Annotated in this window: 17 protein-coding genes and 1 riboswitch; of the genes, 6 read left to right on the plus strand and 11 right to left on the minus strand. The window is 59.8% G+C overall.

Translation table 11 applies throughout. From position 1 onward, the window contains the following. Positions 1–71 precede the first annotated feature (71 nt). From RBB49_RS01970 to RBB49_RS01990, 5 genes are all read right to left on the minus strand, one after another. On the minus strand, positions 72–725 hold the full coding sequence (locus tag RBB49_RS01970) for a cysteine hydrolase family protein (RefSeq protein WP_306140976.1): 654 nt from the start codon (positions 723–725) through the stop codon (positions 72–74). A 24-nt stretch (positions 726–749) separates the two neighbouring features. Then, a complete protein-coding gene (locus RBB49_RS01975; RefSeq protein ID WP_306140977.1) occupies positions 750–1214 on the minus strand; it encodes a MarR family winged helix-turn-helix transcriptional regulator in 465 nt (154 codons plus the stop codon). A 237-nt stretch (positions 1215–1451) separates the two neighbouring features. Further along, positions 1452–1937: an OsmC family protein gene (locus RBB49_RS01980; RefSeq protein WP_306140978.1), complete on the minus strand. Its 486-nt coding sequence runs from the start codon at positions 1935–1937 to the stop codon at positions 1452–1454. A 3-nt stretch (positions 1938–1940) separates the two neighbouring features. Beyond that, positions 1941–2312, minus strand: a complete 372-nt coding sequence (gene gcvH, locus RBB49_RS01985) for a glycine cleavage system protein GcvH (protein WP_306140979.1) — start codon at positions 2310–2312, stop codon at positions 1941–1943. Positions 2313–2661: 349 nt separating this feature from the next. Beyond that, positions 2662–2753, minus strand: a riboswitch (glycine riboswitch). 137 nt (positions 2754–2890) lie between these two features. Continuing rightward, positions 2891–3475: a hypothetical protein gene (locus RBB49_RS01990; RefSeq protein ID WP_306140981.1), complete on the minus strand. Its 585-nt coding sequence runs from the start codon at positions 3473–3475 to the stop codon at positions 2891–2893. A gap of 194 nt (positions 3476–3669) precedes the next feature. Here RBB49_RS01990 and ispH point away from each other — a divergent pair, with 194 nt between their 5' ends. Genes ispH through RBB49_RS02010 form a run of 4 tightly spaced genes read left to right on the plus strand, consistent with a single transcriptional unit; the run spans position 3670 to position 7041 of the window. After that, entirely contained in the window at positions 3670–4668 is a 999-nt protein-coding gene (ispH, locus tag RBB49_RS01995; protein ID WP_306140982.1) for a 4-hydroxy-3-methylbut-2-enyl diphosphate reductase, read from the plus strand. 4 nt (positions 4669–4672) lie between these two features. Next, positions 4673–5638, plus strand: coding sequence for a homoserine kinase (locus RBB49_RS02000; protein WP_306140983.1), 966 nt, complete (start codon positions 4673–4675; stop codon positions 5636–5638). Next, a complete protein-coding gene (gene rnhA / locus RBB49_RS02005; RefSeq protein ID WP_306140984.1) occupies positions 5635–6087 on the plus strand; it encodes a ribonuclease HI in 453 nt (150 codons plus the stop codon). The genes RBB49_RS02000 and rnhA overlap by 4 nt, the downstream gene beginning before the upstream one ends. Positions 6088–6117: 30 nt before the next feature. Further along, positions 6118–7041: a diacylglycerol kinase family protein gene (locus RBB49_RS02010; protein ID WP_306140986.1), complete on the plus strand. Its 924-nt coding sequence runs from the start codon at positions 6118–6120 to the stop codon at positions 7039–7041. A gap of 23 nt (positions 7042–7064) precedes the next feature. On the opposite strand, the gene RBB49_RS02015 is transcribed toward RBB49_RS02010, so the two are convergent. From RBB49_RS02015 to RBB49_RS02035, 5 genes are all read right to left on the minus strand, one after another. Next, a complete protein-coding gene (locus RBB49_RS02015; protein WP_306140987.1) occupies positions 7065–9974 on the minus strand; it encodes an EAL domain-containing protein in 2910 nt (969 codons plus the stop codon). 31 nt (positions 9975–10005) lie between these two features. Continuing rightward, positions 10006–10644 carry a GNAT family N-acetyltransferase gene (locus RBB49_RS02020; RefSeq protein WP_306140988.1) on the minus strand — a complete coding sequence of 213 codons (639 nt, stop codon included), beginning with the start codon at positions 10642–10644 and terminating at the stop codon, positions 10006–10008. A gap of 16 nt (positions 10645–10660) precedes the next feature. Then, positions 10661–11950, minus strand: a complete 1290-nt coding sequence (locus RBB49_RS02025; protein ID WP_306140989.1) for a pitrilysin family protein — start codon at positions 11948–11950, stop codon at positions 10661–10663. Between the two features lie 4 nt (positions 11951–11954). Next, on the minus strand, positions 11955–13361 hold the full coding sequence (gene thrC / locus RBB49_RS02030) for a threonine synthase (RefSeq protein ID WP_306140990.1): 1407 nt from the start codon (positions 13359–13361) through the stop codon (positions 11955–11957). Positions 13362–13566: 205 nt separating this feature from the next. Next, on the minus strand, positions 13567–14163 hold the full coding sequence (locus RBB49_RS02035; RefSeq protein ID WP_306140991.1) for a YqgE/AlgH family protein: 597 nt from the start codon (positions 14161–14163) through the stop codon (positions 13567–13569). Between the two features lie 197 nt (positions 14164–14360). On the opposite strand from RBB49_RS02035, the gene RBB49_RS02040 reads away from it, so the two are divergent. Together RBB49_RS02040 and RBB49_RS02045 are read left to right on the plus strand one after the other, a co-directional pair. After that, positions 14361–15179 (plus strand): protein-disulfide reductase DsbD domain-containing protein, encoded by an 819-nt coding sequence (locus tag RBB49_RS02040; protein WP_306140992.1) that lies wholly within the window; start codon positions 14361–14363, stop codon positions 15177–15179. A 122-nt stretch (positions 15180–15301) separates the two neighbouring features. Beyond that, a complete protein-coding gene (locus RBB49_RS02045; RefSeq protein WP_306140993.1) occupies positions 15302–15790 on the plus strand; it encodes a peroxiredoxin in 489 nt (162 codons plus the stop codon). Here RBB49_RS02045 and RBB49_RS02050 read toward each other — a convergent pair. Continuing rightward, on the minus strand, positions 15787–16545 hold the full coding sequence (locus tag RBB49_RS02050) for an SURF1 family protein (protein WP_306140994.1): 759 nt from the start codon (positions 16543–16545) through the stop codon (positions 15787–15789). The two genes, RBB49_RS02045 and RBB49_RS02050, sit on opposite strands and share 4 nt — an antisense overlap. Between the last annotated feature and the right edge of the window lie 34 nt (positions 16546–16579).

The following is a 16579-nucleotide window of genomic DNA, read 5'->3' on the forward strand; positions in this document are numbered from 1 at the left end:
AAGGTAACCGTGCCACATGTCCAGTCCGTCGCCTAGGGTCAGGGCTCACATATTGCCGGCTTTCACAGTCCTCAGCAGAACACTGCGCCGGCATCACTGAGTTCCTGTTTCAGCGGCCCCCATTTCTTTGGGGTTGCCGTCAGGGTCCCCGGCTCCCTGATCTCGACCTGGTAGCCGCGTGCAAGCGCGCCTTTCGCCGTCAACTGAACACAGTGGCAGGAATCCAGTCCGACCAGCGTCAGCCTTCCCACGCTGTGCGCGGCAAGCCACGCCTCGAATGCCGCGCTGGAGAACGTGTCCCCGATCGACTTTTCGAAAATCGGCGCTTCCGCCGTTTCGAGGGCCGGATCAATGCGCAACCCCTTCCGGCCCGGCGTTCCCGCCCCTTTTGCGACCAGTTTCATGATCAGGATCGCCAGCTTGTCCCGGAACACATGCTTTACGAATGCCACGTGCATATCGGCAACACGGGCTGCTGCAACAGACCGATTGATCTCCGCGATGGCGGCATCCCTGTAGCCGGGTTCAAATGCGTTGGCGCCGGTGCTGCGCGTGAAATCCTCCTGCACATCAATCACCACGAGGGCCGCGTTCGGGCGCTTGCCCGGATCGATCCTGTCCCCTTTCGTCGGCGTGCCGATCTTGCGCATGATTTTGAACGTGTAAAGAACCAGACCTGCCAGAACGACGGCAAACAGTCCGATCACGCTCCATAGTCCAACCATCGTTTCACTCCTGATGTGCCGTTGTCAGAAAGGTCTCGGACGATCGGGATCGTCCTCATAATCCGCAAAATGATCGAGCATGGCGCAGAGCACCTGTTGAGACGAACGGAGATCCTGCTCGGTGAACTGCCGGCAGATCATCTCCATCTCGTTATTCTCCGAAGCCCGGATCTCGGCAAACATTGTCCGGCCACGTTCGCTCAAACTGAAGAGAGGCGAGCGTTTGTGCGCCGGATTCGGCCGACGCTCGACGAACTCTCCTTCCTCCAACGCGTTCATCAAAAGCTGAATCTGCTGACGGGCGAGAAACAGCGTTCGTGCGGTGTCGGGAACGGAAAGAGGTCCGGTTTCGCTGAGAACCTCCATCACCGCCCGCATGCCGACCGTGACGCCGGTGCCGTTCAGCTTGGCTTCCACGGCCCTGGCAAGACGGCGATGAACCGGCCGGATCAAGCGGATGATTTCATAGAGTTCAACGGGTTTGTTCATTTCAAGCCTCTTTGACAATTTTATTGCCATATTGACAATTTTATTGTCAATATTTGATTTCGATTTGCTGACCTCTTCCTGAAAAGCGCAGGACGTCCCGGAATGAAAAACCCCGGCACGTGGCCGGGGCGACTGTCAGGGCACAAAAGGCTAGTGCGGTGAATTTGAAGTTCGTTCGAAGCCCGCTGCAAAATGAGTCGAACTTCAGATTCAGGTGACTAGCGCATCACAACCGCATCAGGGGGCAACCAGCTTGACCGGTTCCGGTTCAACCGCGATCTCGCACTTGACCGAGTTGGCGATGAAGCAGACGTCATGCGCTTTTTCATGGATCGCCGTCAGCCATTCCTGATCCGGCTTCTCGGTGCCGATCAGCGTTATCTCTGGACGCAGCACGACTTTGGATATTGCCATCTTGCCTCGGGCGACACGGCTCATTTCACCTTCCGCGTGGTCGCTGTAGCTGGCGACATTGAAATTCGCGCGCCTTGCGAGATCGAGAAACCAGAGCATGTGGCAGGACGAGATTGCCGCCACGAACGCCTCTTCCGGATCGACGGCTGCTTCCACCGAATGCGGCAGTGGAACGACGGTCGGCGAAGCGCTGGCGGGAACTTCAAGCCCCCCGTCAAACCGCCAGATATGACCGCGCGAATATGCGTTTGCCGCATAATCACCGTCGCAGGCCCACTCAACCAATGCCTTGTAGAAATGCCCCGCCATGGTTCACAAAGTCTCCAGAAATGCCTTGTAGGCCGCAGCGTCGAGCAGTTCGGAAAGTTGACTTTCGTCGCCGACCTTCATCTTCAGGAACCAGGCAGAGCCCTCCGGGTCCTCGTTCACTTTTCCAGGTTCCTCGGCAAGAGCCTCGTTGATCTCGAAAACCTCGCCATCGATCGGCGCGTAGACTTCGCTCGCGGCCTTGACCGATTCAACAACCCCGGCCTCGTCGCCCTGTGCCATCTCGGCGCCGACTTCAGGGAGTTCGACGTAAACCACATCGCCAAGTTGCTCTTGCGCGTAAGCCGTGATGCCGACGGTTGCCACACCTGCCTCGACAGAAATCCATTCGTGATCTTTTGAGTAATAGGTCGTCATGTCGTCATCCTAAGTCAGCGTTTATCCGGGAAGAAGCAAGGGAAGCCGACAGGGGCGCAGCGGATCCGGTTCGTGCGAAGAAGACCGGTGAACGGTGTGCCGGTGTTTCGAAGCGCACTATATGAGTTCTCGACGGCGTCAAGAAAGGCACGTCAGCGTTGCCGGTCATCCAGGTCCCCGTGTTCAGAGCGCAGCCATCCACCAGGGATTCGCCTTCCCCGCCAGCCAGCACCCCCTCTGTCTGAGAACCTGAGAGATTTCCCGCAGGACGCGAACACGGCATCCGGCAGCTACTCCGTCGGTGAGCACTCCACCAAAGGCTTGGCGGAGCACTGCTTTCCAGAGCGTTTTTTCCCCTGCGGTCCTTTTGCCTGAGAGTTTCCGGGGCGGTTGCTCCTTCGGCACCGGGCGTGTCAGCCCGATTTCTCCCGCATGGGACTAGCGCGCAAAAACACGCCCACCAGGGCACGACCCTGAGTGGAAACGGATTGTGAGAGGGCAACATGCCCTTGTCAATACGGGAGAAACTGCAAGAAACCTGCGAAGACAAAGAAGTCCGGGATGCAGGCGCTGCCGGCTTAGCGGCGGCGTCCCTCGTCAAAGCCGAACACGACCTTGACGCTCGCGCCCTGCGGTATCGTGAACTTGTCTTCAATCAACGTCCACTTTTCCGCCGGAGCCCCTTCGTTGAGCGTGACCGGAACGGTCAGAACCTCGGAGCTGAGGGGTTCGGCACCCGATCCGCCGGGAACGACGGCAACCCGGAGAGGCAACTTCACCTCGCCCCCCTTCCAGGCCGGTCCGGGCGTCACATCGCCTGACAAACCCACCTTCATGCGCCGTCCGCCATCGGCTTCCTGCGTACAGCTGTTCGCCCAGTCCTCAACAGTTGCCTGGTAGAGCAGCCCTTCCGATTCGTCCTGTTTCCCGCGTACATAGTTCCGGATCAGGAACGTGTTCGATTTAAGCTCCATCGGCGGACACGGAACCGGAGGAGCGAACGTTGCAGGTGAGACCTCAATCGGTTCCTGGCCTCCGCTGATGATCTTGCCCGCGACACTGTCGGCACCGCCGCCGCACCCGGCGAGCACCGCCGCACAGATACCGGCCGACAGACAGGTCTTCAGTTTCACATTCGCAAGAGCCTGAAACGCAGAGATCATCATTTTTCCATTAGATCGAACAGCAACATGGCGGAGTGTCATAGCAGGAAGACCGATCCTTGGCGAGATCACTTCACAGGAAAGCTTCAAGCAGCACAATGTGGCTGAATTAGTGCGCAGTTCCGCACACCCGACTTGACAGGAAACGGCTTGAACCCCTTATTGCGCCTATGAGGATTTGCTGAAAGGGCAATATGAGCATCCCCGAGCAGAACAAACCACCGCTTTCCATCCGTCTTTGTGCACCACGCGGGTTTTGCGCAGGCGTTGATCGGGCAATCCAGATCGTTGAACTGGCGCTCGAAAAATACGGCAATCCGGTCTACGTGCGTCACGAAATCGTGCACAACAAATTCGTTGTCGACGGTTTGAAGGCGAAAGGCGCGGTGTTTGTCGAAGAGCTTGACGAGATTCCCGCCGGTGACATCGACAGGCCGGTGATTTTTTCGGCGCACGGTGTGCCCAAGTCCGTTCCGCAGGACGCACAGGCACGCAACATGTTCTTCCTGGACGCGACCTGCCCGCTCGTCTCCAAGGTTCACAAGGAAGCGCAGATCCACGATCGCCGCAACCGTGAGGTTCTCTTGATCGGGCATGCCGGTCATCCGGAGGTAATCGGCACAATGGGTCAGTTACCCGAGGGCACGGTGGCGCTCATCGAAACCGAAGAAGACGCGCGCCGGTTCGAGCCGAAATCCGACAAGAACCTCGCCTATATCACGCAAACCACCCTTTCGGTTGACGACACGGCTGGAATTGTCGCGGTCCTGAAGGAACGCTTTCCCGAGATCGTTGCCCCTCACAAGGAAGACATCTGCTACGCGACCACGAACCGGCAGGAAGCCGTGAAGCATGTCGCGCCGAGCGTGGATGCGATGGTTGTTGTCGGTGCGCCGAATTCGTCGAATTCACAGCGGCTTCGGGAGGTCGCCGAGAGAGCCGGCTGCCGGGTTTCCGTTCTGATACAACGGGCAAGCGACATCAACTGGCCCGACTTTGACAACATTGGTTCCCTTGGGCTGACTGCCGGCGCATCAGCGCCGGAAACCCTGGTCGAGGAGATCATCGACGCGTTTGCACAACGTTTCAGTGTAACCGTCGAGACCGTGCGAACAGCCGAAGAAACCATTTCCTTCAATCTGCCACGGGAACTCAGAGACGTGGTCTCGCCTGCCCGCGCAGCGACCGGGTAACAAGATGGCCGTATATACCGAAGTGACCGATGAAGAGCTGCAGGCTTTCATCGGCTCCTACGATGTTGGACGCCTGCTCTCCTTCAAGGGCATTGCCGAAGGCGTGGAAAACAGCAATTTCCTGGTTCACACCGACAAGGCGTCATACATCCTCACGCTCTATGAAAAGAGGGTGAACCCGGATGACCTGCCGTTTTTCCTGAACCTGCTGCAGCATCTCGCCGGCAAAGGCCTGTCATGCCCGACACCGGTGCCCTCGAAAGACGGAATTCTGCTCGGTGAACTGGCCGGCCGTCCTGCCGCTCTTGTCACCTTTCTGGAAGGGATGTGGGTCAAGCGACCGCGGGTCGAACACTGCGCCGAGCTCGGCAAGGCCATGGCCGAGTTGCATCTGGACGGACGGGATTATGAGGGTTTTCGAACCAATGCGCTCAACGTCGACGGCTGGCGGCCGCTGTTTGACCAGTGCAGCGACCGGAGCGACGACGTTCTTCCAGGGCTCGGGGCTGAAATCGCAAGCGAACTGGACCATCTGGAAAAGGCCTGGCCGGACAACCTGCCGAATGGCGTCATTCATGCCGATCTCTTTCCGGACAACGTGTTCTTCCTCGGCGACGAATTGTCCGGATTGATCGATTTCTACTTTGCCTGCAATGACGCGCTTGCCTATGACATCGCGATCTGCCTGAACGCCTGGTGCTTTGAAAAGGACCTGTCGTTCAACGTGACCAAGGCCAGAGCCCTCCTGAAGGGCTATACGAGCGTGCGGCCGCTCGAGGCTGATGAATACACGTCCCTGCCGACGCTGTGCCGGGGGGCCGCCCTCCGGTTCCTGCTCACGCGGCTGTTCGACTGGCTGAGTGTGCCGGAAGGCGCACTCGTCACGCCAAAGGATCCGCTGGAATACCTCAAGAAACTTCGATTTCACCAGACGATCGAAGGCACGCAGGCTTACGGGCTGGAACGATGACGGCTCAGAACCGCGTGACGATTTTTACGGACGGCGCGTGCTCGGGCAATCCGGGACCCGGCGGATGGGGCGTGCTGCTGCGCTTCGGCGAACACGAGAAAGAGCTGAAGGGCGGGGAACCGGAGACCACCAACAACCGCATGGAACTGACGGCCGCCATTGAAGCCCTCAACGCCCTCAAGCGACCCTGTGCCATCGACCTCTACACGGACAGCACTTACGTGCGCAGCGGTATCCGTGAATGGCTGGCGGGCTGGAAACGCAAGAACTGGCGTACCAGCAACAACAAGCCGGTGAAGAACGCAGATCTGTGGCAAGCCCTTGACGAGGCGCAACAGCGCCACGACGTGACCTGGCACTGGGTCAAGGGGCATGCCGGCCATCCTGACAACGAGCGCGCGGATGAACTGGCGCGCGGCGGCATGGCCCCGTATAAGAACGGCGGCTGATTTCCCGTTTCGAACGGAAAAGGACATCGCGTGAGAGTATTCTGGTGGTCCGCCCCGGTTTCAAAGCGTCCGTCGGTACCGGACATGCCCGGTTCCGTGCTCATCATGGCGAATCCGACGTCCGGCGGTTACAAGGCGGACTTCCTCGACAGTGTGCGTAACCGTCTCGAAGATCTGGGCTTCCGGACTGTCATCAGGCTTACGAAACACGCGGGGGAGATCGGCGAGACATGTGCCGATCCCGACTTCAACGTCCGCACACTTGTCATTGCAGGCGGCGACGGGTCGATCAATGAGGCACTTGCAGGTCTGCAGCATCACCCCAGGCCGCCGCAACTTGCCGTGATCCCGTTCGGAACCGCCAATGTTCTTGCCCTGGAACTCGGCCTGCCGCGAAATCCGCGCGCAATCGCCGAGATGATCCACAAGCAGAAAACAAAGCCGCTGCATTTCGGTCTTGCCAATGGCAGGCCGTTCGTTCTCATGGCCTCCAGCGGTTTCGACGCGGAGGTTGTTCATGCGGTGCCGCTGGCTCTCAAAAGAAAACTGGGCAAGCTGGCCTATGTGATCACGGCGCTCAAGATCGCATTCAAACGCAAGGCAACGAAGCTGAACATTCTGCTTGATGGGGAAACGCTGTCAGGAAAGTTTGCGGTTGCCAGCAATGCGCGTCACTACGGCGGCCCTTTTGTCATCTGTCCGGGCGGCGCAACGGACCCGGGCCTGCACATGCTCGTGCTTGAAAGGGACGACCCCTGGTCATCCCTGCAATATGGGATTGCATTGATGACGGGCCGGATTCACAAGGCCAAAGGTGCGGCTGTGCGCCCGTTCTCGACCGCAAGAATCACCGCCACAAGACCCGTCGCAGCCCAGGTCGACGGCGACCCGTTCGGCGCAACGCCTGTCGATATCCGGAAAACCGACAAAACAGTTCCCGTTCTGGTTCCCTGAAAACCTCTTTGCCGGCGCGTTTTTTATGCGCTTTCAGCTTCCGCCGGCATCTTTCGAAGCATTTTGGTGGCCTCGGACGCGGACATCGCTTCCCCGAAGAAGAAGCCCTGGGCATATTCACAGCCGAGCTGGTAGAGCTCGAGCGCATCGCCTTCGCTCTCCGCCCCTTCCGCAACCACCGACATGCCCAGATCGTGTCCCATGGCGACGATCGTACCCAGGAGAACCGACCGTGCGGACGAATTGTTCGGCTTCACGAAGGACTGGTCGATCTTGATCGTGTCGAACGGGAAACGCTGCAGGTAGGACAGCGACGAGTGGCCGGTGCCGAAGTCGTCGAGCGACAGGCCTGCGCCCAGGCCGCGAAGCCGTTCAAGAACCTTTGCCGAATATTCGGGGTTGGACATGACGAGAGACTCCGTCAATTCCAGCTTCAAGGTTCCCGGCTCTAGCGAAGTTCTGGACAGGACGGCCTTCACGTCGTTGATCAGGTCCTGCTTCAGGAGCTGCCTCGATGACAGGTTGACGGACACGAAGAGCGGCCGTTGCATCGGGTATTCCCGCTGCCAGAACGCAAGCTGCTGCGCTCCCTTGTCGAGAACATACATTCCCAGTTCGTTGATCAGCCCGGACTGTTCGGCGATCGGAATGAATTCGGACGGTGCGATCTTGCCGCGCTTGGGATGGGTCCAGCGTGCGAGCACCTCATATCCCGCGATCGACTGGTCCTCCAGGCGAACGATGGGCTGGAAAAAGACACCGAGGGTCTCTTTCTTGATGGCATCGCGCAGATCCGCCTCAAGATCGACGATGTTCTTGTCGAGCGGCCGCAGGATCGGGCGGAACACTTCCTGCCGGTCCCCCCCAAGCCGCTTGGCATGGTTAAGCGCGATCTCGGCGTTGGTCAGCATGTCTTCGACGGCCTGCTTGCCGCCTTCGAAAAAGGCTATACCGACCGAGCAGGTCAGGAAGATTTCGCGGTCACCGAAGGTAATCGGCGCACGCACCACCTTTCGCAGCGCGTCGGCAAGGGCGACGATCCTGTCCGGCTCCTGCTCTGAGAGCAGCACCAGCCCGTATTGATCGCCGGACAGGCGTCCGAGCGTGTCCTGCTGGCCGATGAGGCGTCCGAGCCGGCGTGCCACGGTCAGCAATATACTGTCGCCGGCCGACAGGCCGATGCTGTCGTTCACCTGCTTGAAGCGGTCCAGATTGAGGACCAGAAGCGTCGGCTTCGATGTTTCCTCCGCCTTCGAGCGAACGACGCTCGTGCGCAGCCGGTCGACGAACAGCTCGCGGTTGGGCAGGCCCGTCAGATTGTCATGCACCGCGTCGTGCAGCAGGCGTTCCTCGGCCGTGCGTTCCTCGGTCACATCCAGCAACGTACCGACACACCTTATGACTTCGCCATCCGCGCCGATGATCGGCCGTGCACGCAGGCGGAACCAGCGAAAATGGCCGTCTTCGGATCTCAGGCGGAACGTTTGCATGACCTTGCCGCGGCGCTGGTCGATGACCGCATCGAGGGTCGCGCGGAACCGGTCGCGGTCCTGCGGATGCAGGACTTCCAGCCAGTCTCTTGCCGGACCTTCCAGAGCCCCCCGTTTCAGGTTGAGGAGTTCTTCCACCTCATTGCCGGTGTAGATCCTGTCGCGGTCAATGTCCCAGTCCCAGATGATGTCGCCTGCACCGGTCAGGGCGAGCGCCTTGCGTTCGACATCGGAGATGAGTCCCTGCGCAATGGCGCCGCCTGCGAAGGCGTGCTGCATCACAGTGAAGCCGATCAGGAGAACGATCAGCACGAGGCCGCCACCGAGCGCCGGCTGAACAATGTCGTTGGAAAGGTAGCCGGTCACGGTCATCGCGGATCCGATGAGCCAGGCGATCAGCAGGCACCATGTCGGGATCAGGAGGATCGCGCGGTCATAATGCTGGAACGCCAGGACCGCGATCGTTAGGAACCCAAGCGCGCCGATGACGGCAAGTGAAAGCCGCGCGATGCCGGCCGCGATCGACGGATCCCAGACCGCAACGCCGAGCAGCCCGAGGATCAGGATCAGCGTTGTCAGCGCCAGATGGGAATAGTGGATGTTCCAGCGATTGAGATTGAGGTAGGCGTAGAGAAAGATCAGCAAACTGGCCGCTAGCATGACCTCGGCGCAGGCGCGCGCCAGCTGGCTGCTGCCGCCGTCGAGATTGAAGACAAGCCCCCAGAAGCCGAAGTCGATGCACAGATAGGCCAGAACGGACCAGGCAAGGGCGGCCGTGGCCGGAAACATCACCGTGCCCTTGACCACGAACAGGATCGTCAGGAACAGCGCCAGCAGGCCGGAAATGCCGAGAATAATCCCGCGATACAGCGTGTAGGCGTTGATCGTTTCCTTGTAGACGTCCGGTTCCCAGATCCGGACCTCGGGCAGGTTCGGCGTCGTCAGCTCCGCCACGAAGGTGACGATCGACCCGGGATCCAGCGTCACCAGGAAGACGTCCGCTTCAAGGCTCTTGAGCCGCACCGGCGCAATGCCCTGGCTCGGCGTGATTGCGGTGATGCGGGACGATCCCAGATCCGGCCAGAACAGATCCGATCCGTCCAGCTTGTAATTCGGCACAACAATCAGCCGGTCGATCTGTTCATCGCTGGTATTGGCGAGTGCGAAGACGGCCCAGTTGGTGTTGCTTCCGTCACGCGAGGGCACTTCGATCCGGCGCACGATCCCGTCGGCACCCGGCGCGGTCGACACCTGGAGGCGTGTTCCGGCATCCCGGTGCATCTCGATCGAATCCGTGACGTCCAGCGCCTCGACGTCGATCGGAACGGGGATCGGTTCGAGAGCACTCGCGGGCGCACCTGCAAGCGCCGCAACAACAGTGCAAAAGACAAAAAACGTACGTCTGATCAAATTAAGGATCTGATCGGCTGAAAAAATCGACATGGAGCGAAGAACTACCGGGTTGTGGCTCATGTCACAAGAATTCTTTCAGCATACCCTCTACACTGGGCGTGATTTTCCCTGAAAACGCTGCGTGGTCCTCCGCAAGACATGCAAAAAGCAGATGATCCTGCCAAGTTCCGTTAATTAACAGGTAGTTGCGCGCATATCCTTCCCGGCGAAACCCGGCATTCTCGAGCAGACGTATGGACGGTGTGTTGACCGGTATGCAGGCCGCCTCGATGCGATGAAGGTTCAGGACGTTGAAGCAAAACGGCAAAATCATGGCGACGGCCGCGGACATGTGCCCCTTGCCGGCGTGACGTTCCCCCATCCAGTAGCCTAGCGTCGCCGACTGGCTGACACCGCGCCGGATGTTGCTCAGCGTCAGTCCGCCGAGAATGTCCTGCGTTCTGGAGCGGAAAAGCAGGAAGGTCAGGCTGCGGCCTTCCTTGCGGTCTTTCGAATAGCGCCGCAGACGCCGCCGGAAACCGGATTTCGTCAGATCGTCCGACGGCCAGAGCGGTTCCCACGGCTTCAGGAATGCACGGCTGTCCTCGCGCAGTTCCGCCCAGGCCTTGAAGTCGCACATCAGCGGCGGGCGCATGAAATAGCCCCCCGCTTCAATAAGCAGCTCGGCGTCAGGTGCAGATCCCGGCCGTAGCAACGCCATGCACAAAACTCCGTGTCTACAAGGAGGCGGCCCGCAATACCGGCCCCTGCTCCAGTCTTCCCGTCAGGTCATCGACCGTCATGATGCCGTCCACAGGGCCGATCGCAGTCAGCGTTGGCGCCGTGCCGACAAAGGTCTCATGCGCCACCCGGCGCATATCCTCCGCAGTGACAGCCTCGATCTTACTCGAAATTTCGTCCGGACCAAGTACACGTCCGTGCACCAGGATTTGCCGCGCGATCTGCCCCGCCCGTGCCGCGGGGCTCTCAAGGGCCATCATCAGTCCCGCCCGTATCTGCGCTCGTGACCTGGCGACTTCCTCGTCTGTGATCGTCTGTGACGCCGAAACCAGTTCGTCGGCAATCATCGGCATGAGTGCGGCGAGATCGTCATGGCTGGTCGCGGCATGCAAGCCGAACAAACCGGTGTCGGAAAAGGCCCAGTGAAAGCTATAGATCGCATAACACAGCCCGTGCTTTTCCCGAATTTCCTGGAACAGCCGTGACGACATCCCGCCTCCCAGGACGGATGCAAGGATCTGAATGGTGTAATAATCGTCGGACTTGTAGGGCAGACCTTCAAAACCGATCAGCACCTGGGCTTCCATCAGGTCCTTGCTGCGCAGGGTTTCGCCGCCTTGATATTGTGCGGTCGTATCATCCGCCGCGGCCCTGCCGTCGAAACCGCTGAATTTCTCGCGCGCCATGGCGACAAGTTCATCATGGTCAACGGCACCTGCAGCGGCCAGGACCATGTCTGGCGCCCGGTAACGATCCGCGAGATACGCATTGAGGGCGTCCCTGTTGAACCCCTGTACTGTTTCCGGTGTCCCCAGAATGGGACGCCCGATTGCCTGGTCCGGCCACGCGGTTCCCTGAAACAGATCGAAAGCCTGGTCTTCCGGTGAATCGTTGGCCGCGCCGATTTCCTGGAGAATGACATGCTGTTCGCGCGCCAGTTCCTGGGCATCAAAGGTCGAGTTCTGCAAAATGTCCGACAGGATGTCGACCGCCAGGGGCGTGTCTTCTGAGAGGATACGCGCATAGTAATTGGTGTGTTCTATGCTCGTCGACGCATTCAGTTCGCCGCCGACCGCCTCGATCTCCTCCGCGATGCTGCGCGCGGTTCTGGTGTTGGTGCCCTTGAACGCCATGTGTTCGAGCAAGTGGGTGATGCCGTTCTGCTGCACCGTTTCGGCACGCGACCCGGTCCGCACCCACACCCCGAGAGCCGCCGTCTTCAGATACGGCATCTGGTCGGTCACGACCGTCATCCCGTTGTCCAGGACCGTTGTTTGTACTTTCATATACCTACACCGTGGTGGTGACGGCCCTGGCGTGATTTTCGATGTATCGCTCCACCACGTCCTGTTCTGCCGCCAATACCTGCTGGCGCTCCTCCGCAGTCATCATGTTCTTCAGGTCATCGGGCAATTCTGGACGATTACCCGAGGCTTTTTCAACCGCATCCGGAAACTTTGCCGGATGCGCGGTTCCAAGAACCACCATCGGCACCGAACCGTCGTCGTGATCTTTCGCCACGTGAACGCCGATCGCGGTATGCGGGTCGAGCAGATATCCGGCCTCTTTCCAGACCTCTGCTATCGTTTCAGATGTTTGTGTCTCGCTGCTGCGCCCGGCCCCGAAATGCGCCCGGATCCTTGAGAGCGGTTCGTCCTCGATTGCAAAGCTGCCCGACTGGGACAGCTGGTTCATCATCCGGCGAACCGACACGCCGTCGCGGCCGCTGACCTCGGCCAGAAGGCGTTCGAAATTGGACGAGACCTGGATATCCATCGACGGCGAGATTGTCGGGGTGACGCCGCGTTTTTCATAGCGGCCGCTCTCAAGCGTGCGCGCCAGAATATCGTTCATGTTGGTGGCGACGATCAGCTTTTCCACCGGCAGGCCCATTTTCATGGCCGCGTAGCCCGCGAAAATATCGCCGAAATTGCCTGTCGGCACCGTGAAAGACACTTTGCGCGACGGCGCTCCGAGGGCTGCGCCTGCCACGAAATAGTAGACGATCTGTGCCAGGATCCGAGCCCAGTTGATCGAGTTCACGCCCGAAAGCGCGACCCGGTCCCGGAACGAGAAGTGGTTGAACATACCCTTCACGATCGCCTGGCAATCGTCGAAGTTGCCGGTGAGCGCAAGCGCGTGCACATTTTGCTCCGAAGGGGTCGTCATCTGACGGCGCTGAACATTGGAAACGCGGCCATCGGGAAACAGGATGAAGATGTCCGTCCGGTCGCGTCCCCGAAATGCCTCGATCGCCGCGCCGCCCGTGTCTCCAGACGTCGCGCCGACAATGGTTGCGCGCAGTCCCTTTTGCGCAAGCACATAGTCCATCATGCGGCCAAGGAGCTGCATCGCCACGTCCTTGAAGGCCAGCGTCGGCCCGTGAAAGAGCTCGAGAATGAAGGTGTTCGGAGCTGTCTGGACGAGAGGCGTCACCGCAGGGTGCCTGAACCCGGCATAAGCCTCGTCGATCATTTTCTTCAGATCGTCCCGGGGGATCGCATCGCCGACAAACGGCTGAACGATCTGCAACGCGACGTCGCTATAGGGTTTGCCTGCAAACGAAGCAATGGTGGCGGCATCAAACTGCGGCCAGGTCTCGGGAAGATAGAGCCCCCCGTCACGGGCAAGCCCCTGCAGCAGGACATCGGAAAATTCCAAGACCGGCGCTTCACCGCGCGTACTGCTGTATTTCACCCTGCCATTTCCCTCTTTCGCGTGTCCAGCAAGCCGTGCGCGCTGCCCCCGGCCGCCCGACCCACACCACATGCCCAACCCGGCACTCGCCGATAAACATGCCACTCAAGCGACTTACGCGCCATAACATTCAAGTGCAAGTCGGTTTTGGCGAATTCAATGACCGTCTGCGGACAGTATCGGAGGTCTGCGACCGGCATCCGGATCAGGCGTGCCCGGCGTCGGTGTAGAGCATGGCCGGATCGATCCCCATCGACCCGAGTGCCCGATGCCACTTGGCGTCGAAATCCGTGTCGAACAGGATCTCGGGATCGGCAGGTGCGGTGAGCCAGCCATTCGCCTGAATTTCGTTCTCAAGCTGGCCCGGAGCCCAGCCGGCATAGCCAAGCGCCAGGATGGCCTGTTCCGGTCCGTCCCCCTGGGCGAGTGCCCGCAGGATCTCCAGCGTCGCCGTCAGGCATATCCCGTTGTCGATGGTCAGCGTTGACTGATTGAGCATGAAATCATCGCTGTGCAGGACAAACCCGCGTTCCACCTCGACAGGGCCGCCCTTGTGCACATTCATGTCCCGGACACTGTCCGGCAGGCGAATGGCACTTTCGTCATTGAGGATATCAAGCTGAATGAGGAGTTCCTCAAGCGAAAGGTGCCGTGCGATCTGATTGACAACAAGGCCCATTGCACCCTGGTCCGAGTGCGAGCAAAGGTAAATCACCGAATGTTCGAACCGGCTGTCTGCCATGCTCGGCATTGCAATCAGAAACTGTCCTTCAAGAGAGTCCGTTTCTTCTGCTCCGGTCATCCACACCTCGACACACTCTGTGACTTTCGCCGACAAGAGTGAAGCATAGCGTCTTTGGATGGCTTTGTTAATGACTGTTTCTACCTATGATACGTCCTGATTTTCACTTCGGCGTAACGCGGCCGTCACGCGTTTATGACCGTCCGTACCCCGGCCGGCCGATGACGCATTTGCCAATCTGGTGTAGCACTGACGGCATGACAAAGATCGTCCTGACATTTCTCGCTGCATTCCTGTGCACCCTCGCCACCGCCCGCGCCGCCATGACGGACTGGGTCGAGGTGCATGGCGGGGCCGTCCGGCTGATCTCCGAAGGCCCCCTGCAGGACGGACACTACCGGGCAGGTCTTGAATTCCTGATGGAACCGGGCTGGCACACCTACTGGCGGTACGCCGGTGAAGCCGGAATCCCACCCCAGATCAGCGTCACCAGTTCCCAAAATGTTGCGGACCTCGACATTCTTTATCCGGTCCCGGAGCGCTACAATGACGGGTTTTCGGAATCCATCGTCTATCACGACGGCATCGTTCTGCCTTTCCTGATAACGCCCGTCAGCGCGGCGGACCCGGCGCGCCTGGAAATCGAGGTCTTTTTCGGCATCTGCAAGGATATATGCGTTCCCGGCGAAGCCTCCCTGTCGCTCGACTTTCGTCCCGGTGAGCAAAACGACAAGCTTTCCGGCAAACTCGTTCAGCGCGATCTTGCGGCGGTGCCCGGTTCCGGGCCAGCGGATGGCCTTGAATTCAGGTCCGTGTCCTTCGACGGGGCCGACTACATCATGATCGAGGCGCAGGCCGCCGACGGTCGGGACATTGACCTGTTCGCGGCCGGCCCGGAGGGCTCCTACATCGGACTTCCGAAACTTGTGTCGCATGCTGACGGGATCGCGCTGTGGCGTCTTTCGACAAAGGGGTTGACGACAACCTCCGAGGACGAACAGCTTCGGCTCGTGCTGACAGCGGACGGGTCGGGCATCGAGAAGTTGGAACGCATCATGCCCGAGTGGCTCAAATAAACACCCGGACGGCGCCCATTTCAAACCTCATGAGCAAGTCTTCCCTCGACGTTTGACGGCGGACGCCCTATGTCTGCGACAACGATTTCTTCGTTCAGCCATCCAGCAAAGGGATAATCGAGATGACAATCAAGGTTGGGGATCGTCTACCGGACGCCACATTCAAGATCATGGGCAGCGACGGGCCCGGCGAGATGTCAGTTGCCGACCTGTCGGGCGGCAAGACACTCGTCCTGTTCGGAGTGCCCGGGGCATTCACTCCGACGTGTCACATGAACCACCTCCCCGGCTTCGTCGAACATGCGGAAACCCTGAAGAACAAGGGTGTCGACGCGATCGCCGTCCTGTCCGTCAACGACGTCTTCGTCATGGACGCCTGGGAAAAGGCGTCCAACACGGGTGGAAAGATCACCTTCCTGGCCGATACGGGCGCGGAGTTTGTCGAAGCGATCGGGCTCGGTCTCGGACCGGCGCCGATTTTCGGCCACCTTCGTTCCCAGCGGTTCGCCCTGATCGCAAAGGACGGCGAGGTTACATTCCTGGCTGTTGAAGACGCACCCGGTGAAGCCACGAAAACCGGCGCAGCCGCCATTCTCGAAGCGCTCGGCTAAGCGCCGGAACTCTGCTTGCGCGGCCAGAGAACACTGGCCGCGTAGGCAAGAAACACGCCCACGAGTGTCGCCGCGAGCCCAAACCAGGTCAGCGCGTATCCAAGATGATCATTCTTGAAGCGGACCAGGGTTTCGCCTGCCTGCGGCACCCCGGCCGCCGGTGTTGCAGCTGCATCCAGATCGACGCTGTACGGGGCGAGACTGCCAGGGTCCAGGCCCAGAACGTCCCCCATGGCGCCGGTATCGCGTGCAAACCATAATCTGTCGGTCGCATTGGGCTCGGGTGTTGTCCAGTTCGGTTTTTCACTGAGCCGCAACAGTCCCGAGACCTGAACCCGGCCCGAAGGTGCGCCGAGCGCCTTTTGCCTGGGCTCGCCGTCAAGCTCCTGCGGCAGAAATCCGCGATTGACGAGGACCGTCCAGCCGTCCGTGGTCCTGAAAGGCGCATACACCATCAGGCCCGGGCCACCGAGCGGGCCAGCCGGATCGGACAGCGCCGTGTAATAAAAAGTGTTGCCCTCCAGGAACGCGCCTTCCAGAACGACATGCAGATAGTCGTCGCGCTCATCCAACGCTTGCCAGGTTGCAGGCCCGGGAGCGGGCAACGGTGCTTTCCCGATACCTTCCTCGACCTGTGCGATCAGGCCGTTTTTCCATTCCAGGCGGTTGAGCTGCCAGAACCCGAGGTTCAAGAGAATCGCGAGGCCGACGGCTGCTGCGAGTGCAGGTATCAGGAGTTTCTTAAATCCACCCATGGGCAGGCCGTTTCTCTATGTTCAAGGGTCGCCG

This window comes from Roseibium sp. MMSF_3412 (assembly GCF_030733265.1).
Taxonomy (GTDB): domain Bacteria; phylum Pseudomonadota; class Alphaproteobacteria; order Rhizobiales; family Stappiaceae; genus Roseibium.

Coding starts and splice junctions, on each gene's coding strand:
- RBB49_RS02035 (WP_306140991.1), bottom strand. CDS start 14,163: ATGACCGGAGCAGAAGAAACGGACTCTCTTGAAGGACAGTTTCTGATT.
- RBB49_RS02015 (WP_306140987.1), bottom strand. CDS start 9,974: ATGTCGATTTTTTCAGCCGATCAGATCCTTAATTTGATCAGACGTACG.
- RBB49_RS01975 (WP_306140977.1), bottom strand. CDS start 1,214: ATGAACAAACCCGTTGAACTCTATGAAATCATCCGCTTGATCCGGCCG.
- ispH (WP_306140982.1), top strand. CDS start 3,670: ATGAGCATCCCCGAGCAGAACAAACCACCGCTTTCCATCCGTCTTTGT.
- gcvH (WP_306140979.1), bottom strand. CDS start 2,312: ATGACGACCTATTACTCAAAAGATCACGAATGGATTTCTGTCGAGGCA.
- RBB49_RS02025 (WP_306140989.1), bottom strand. CDS start 11,950: ATGAAAGTACAAACAACGGTCCTGGACAACGGGATGACGGTCGTGACC.
- RBB49_RS01980 (WP_306140978.1), bottom strand. CDS start 1,937: ATGGCGGGGCATTTCTACAAGGCATTGGTTGAGTGGGCCTGCGACGGT.
- RBB49_RS01970 (WP_306140976.1), bottom strand. CDS start 725: ATGGTTGGACTATGGAGCGTGATCGGACTGTTTGCCGTCGTTCTGGCA.
- rnhA (WP_306140984.1), top strand. CDS start 5,635: ATGACGGCTCAGAACCGCGTGACGATTTTTACGGACGGCGCGTGCTCG.
- RBB49_RS01990 (WP_306140981.1), bottom strand. CDS start 3,475: ATGATCTCTGCGTTTCAGGCTCTTGCGAATGTGAAACTGAAGACCTGT.
- RBB49_RS02050 (WP_306140994.1), bottom strand. CDS start 16,545: ATGGGTGGATTTAAGAAACTCCTGATACCTGCACTCGCAGCAGCCGTC.
- RBB49_RS02000 (WP_306140983.1), top strand. CDS start 4,673: ATGGCCGTATATACCGAAGTGACCGATGAAGAGCTGCAGGCTTTCATC.
- RBB49_RS02045 (WP_306140993.1), top strand. CDS start 15,302: ATGACAATCAAGGTTGGGGATCGTCTACCGGACGCCACATTCAAGATC.
- RBB49_RS02040 (WP_306140992.1), top strand. CDS start 14,361: ATGACAAAGATCGTCCTGACATTTCTCGCTGCATTCCTGTGCACCCTC.
- RBB49_RS02020 (WP_306140988.1), bottom strand. CDS start 10,644: ATGGCGTTGCTACGGCCGGGATCTGCACCTGACGCCGAGCTGCTTATT.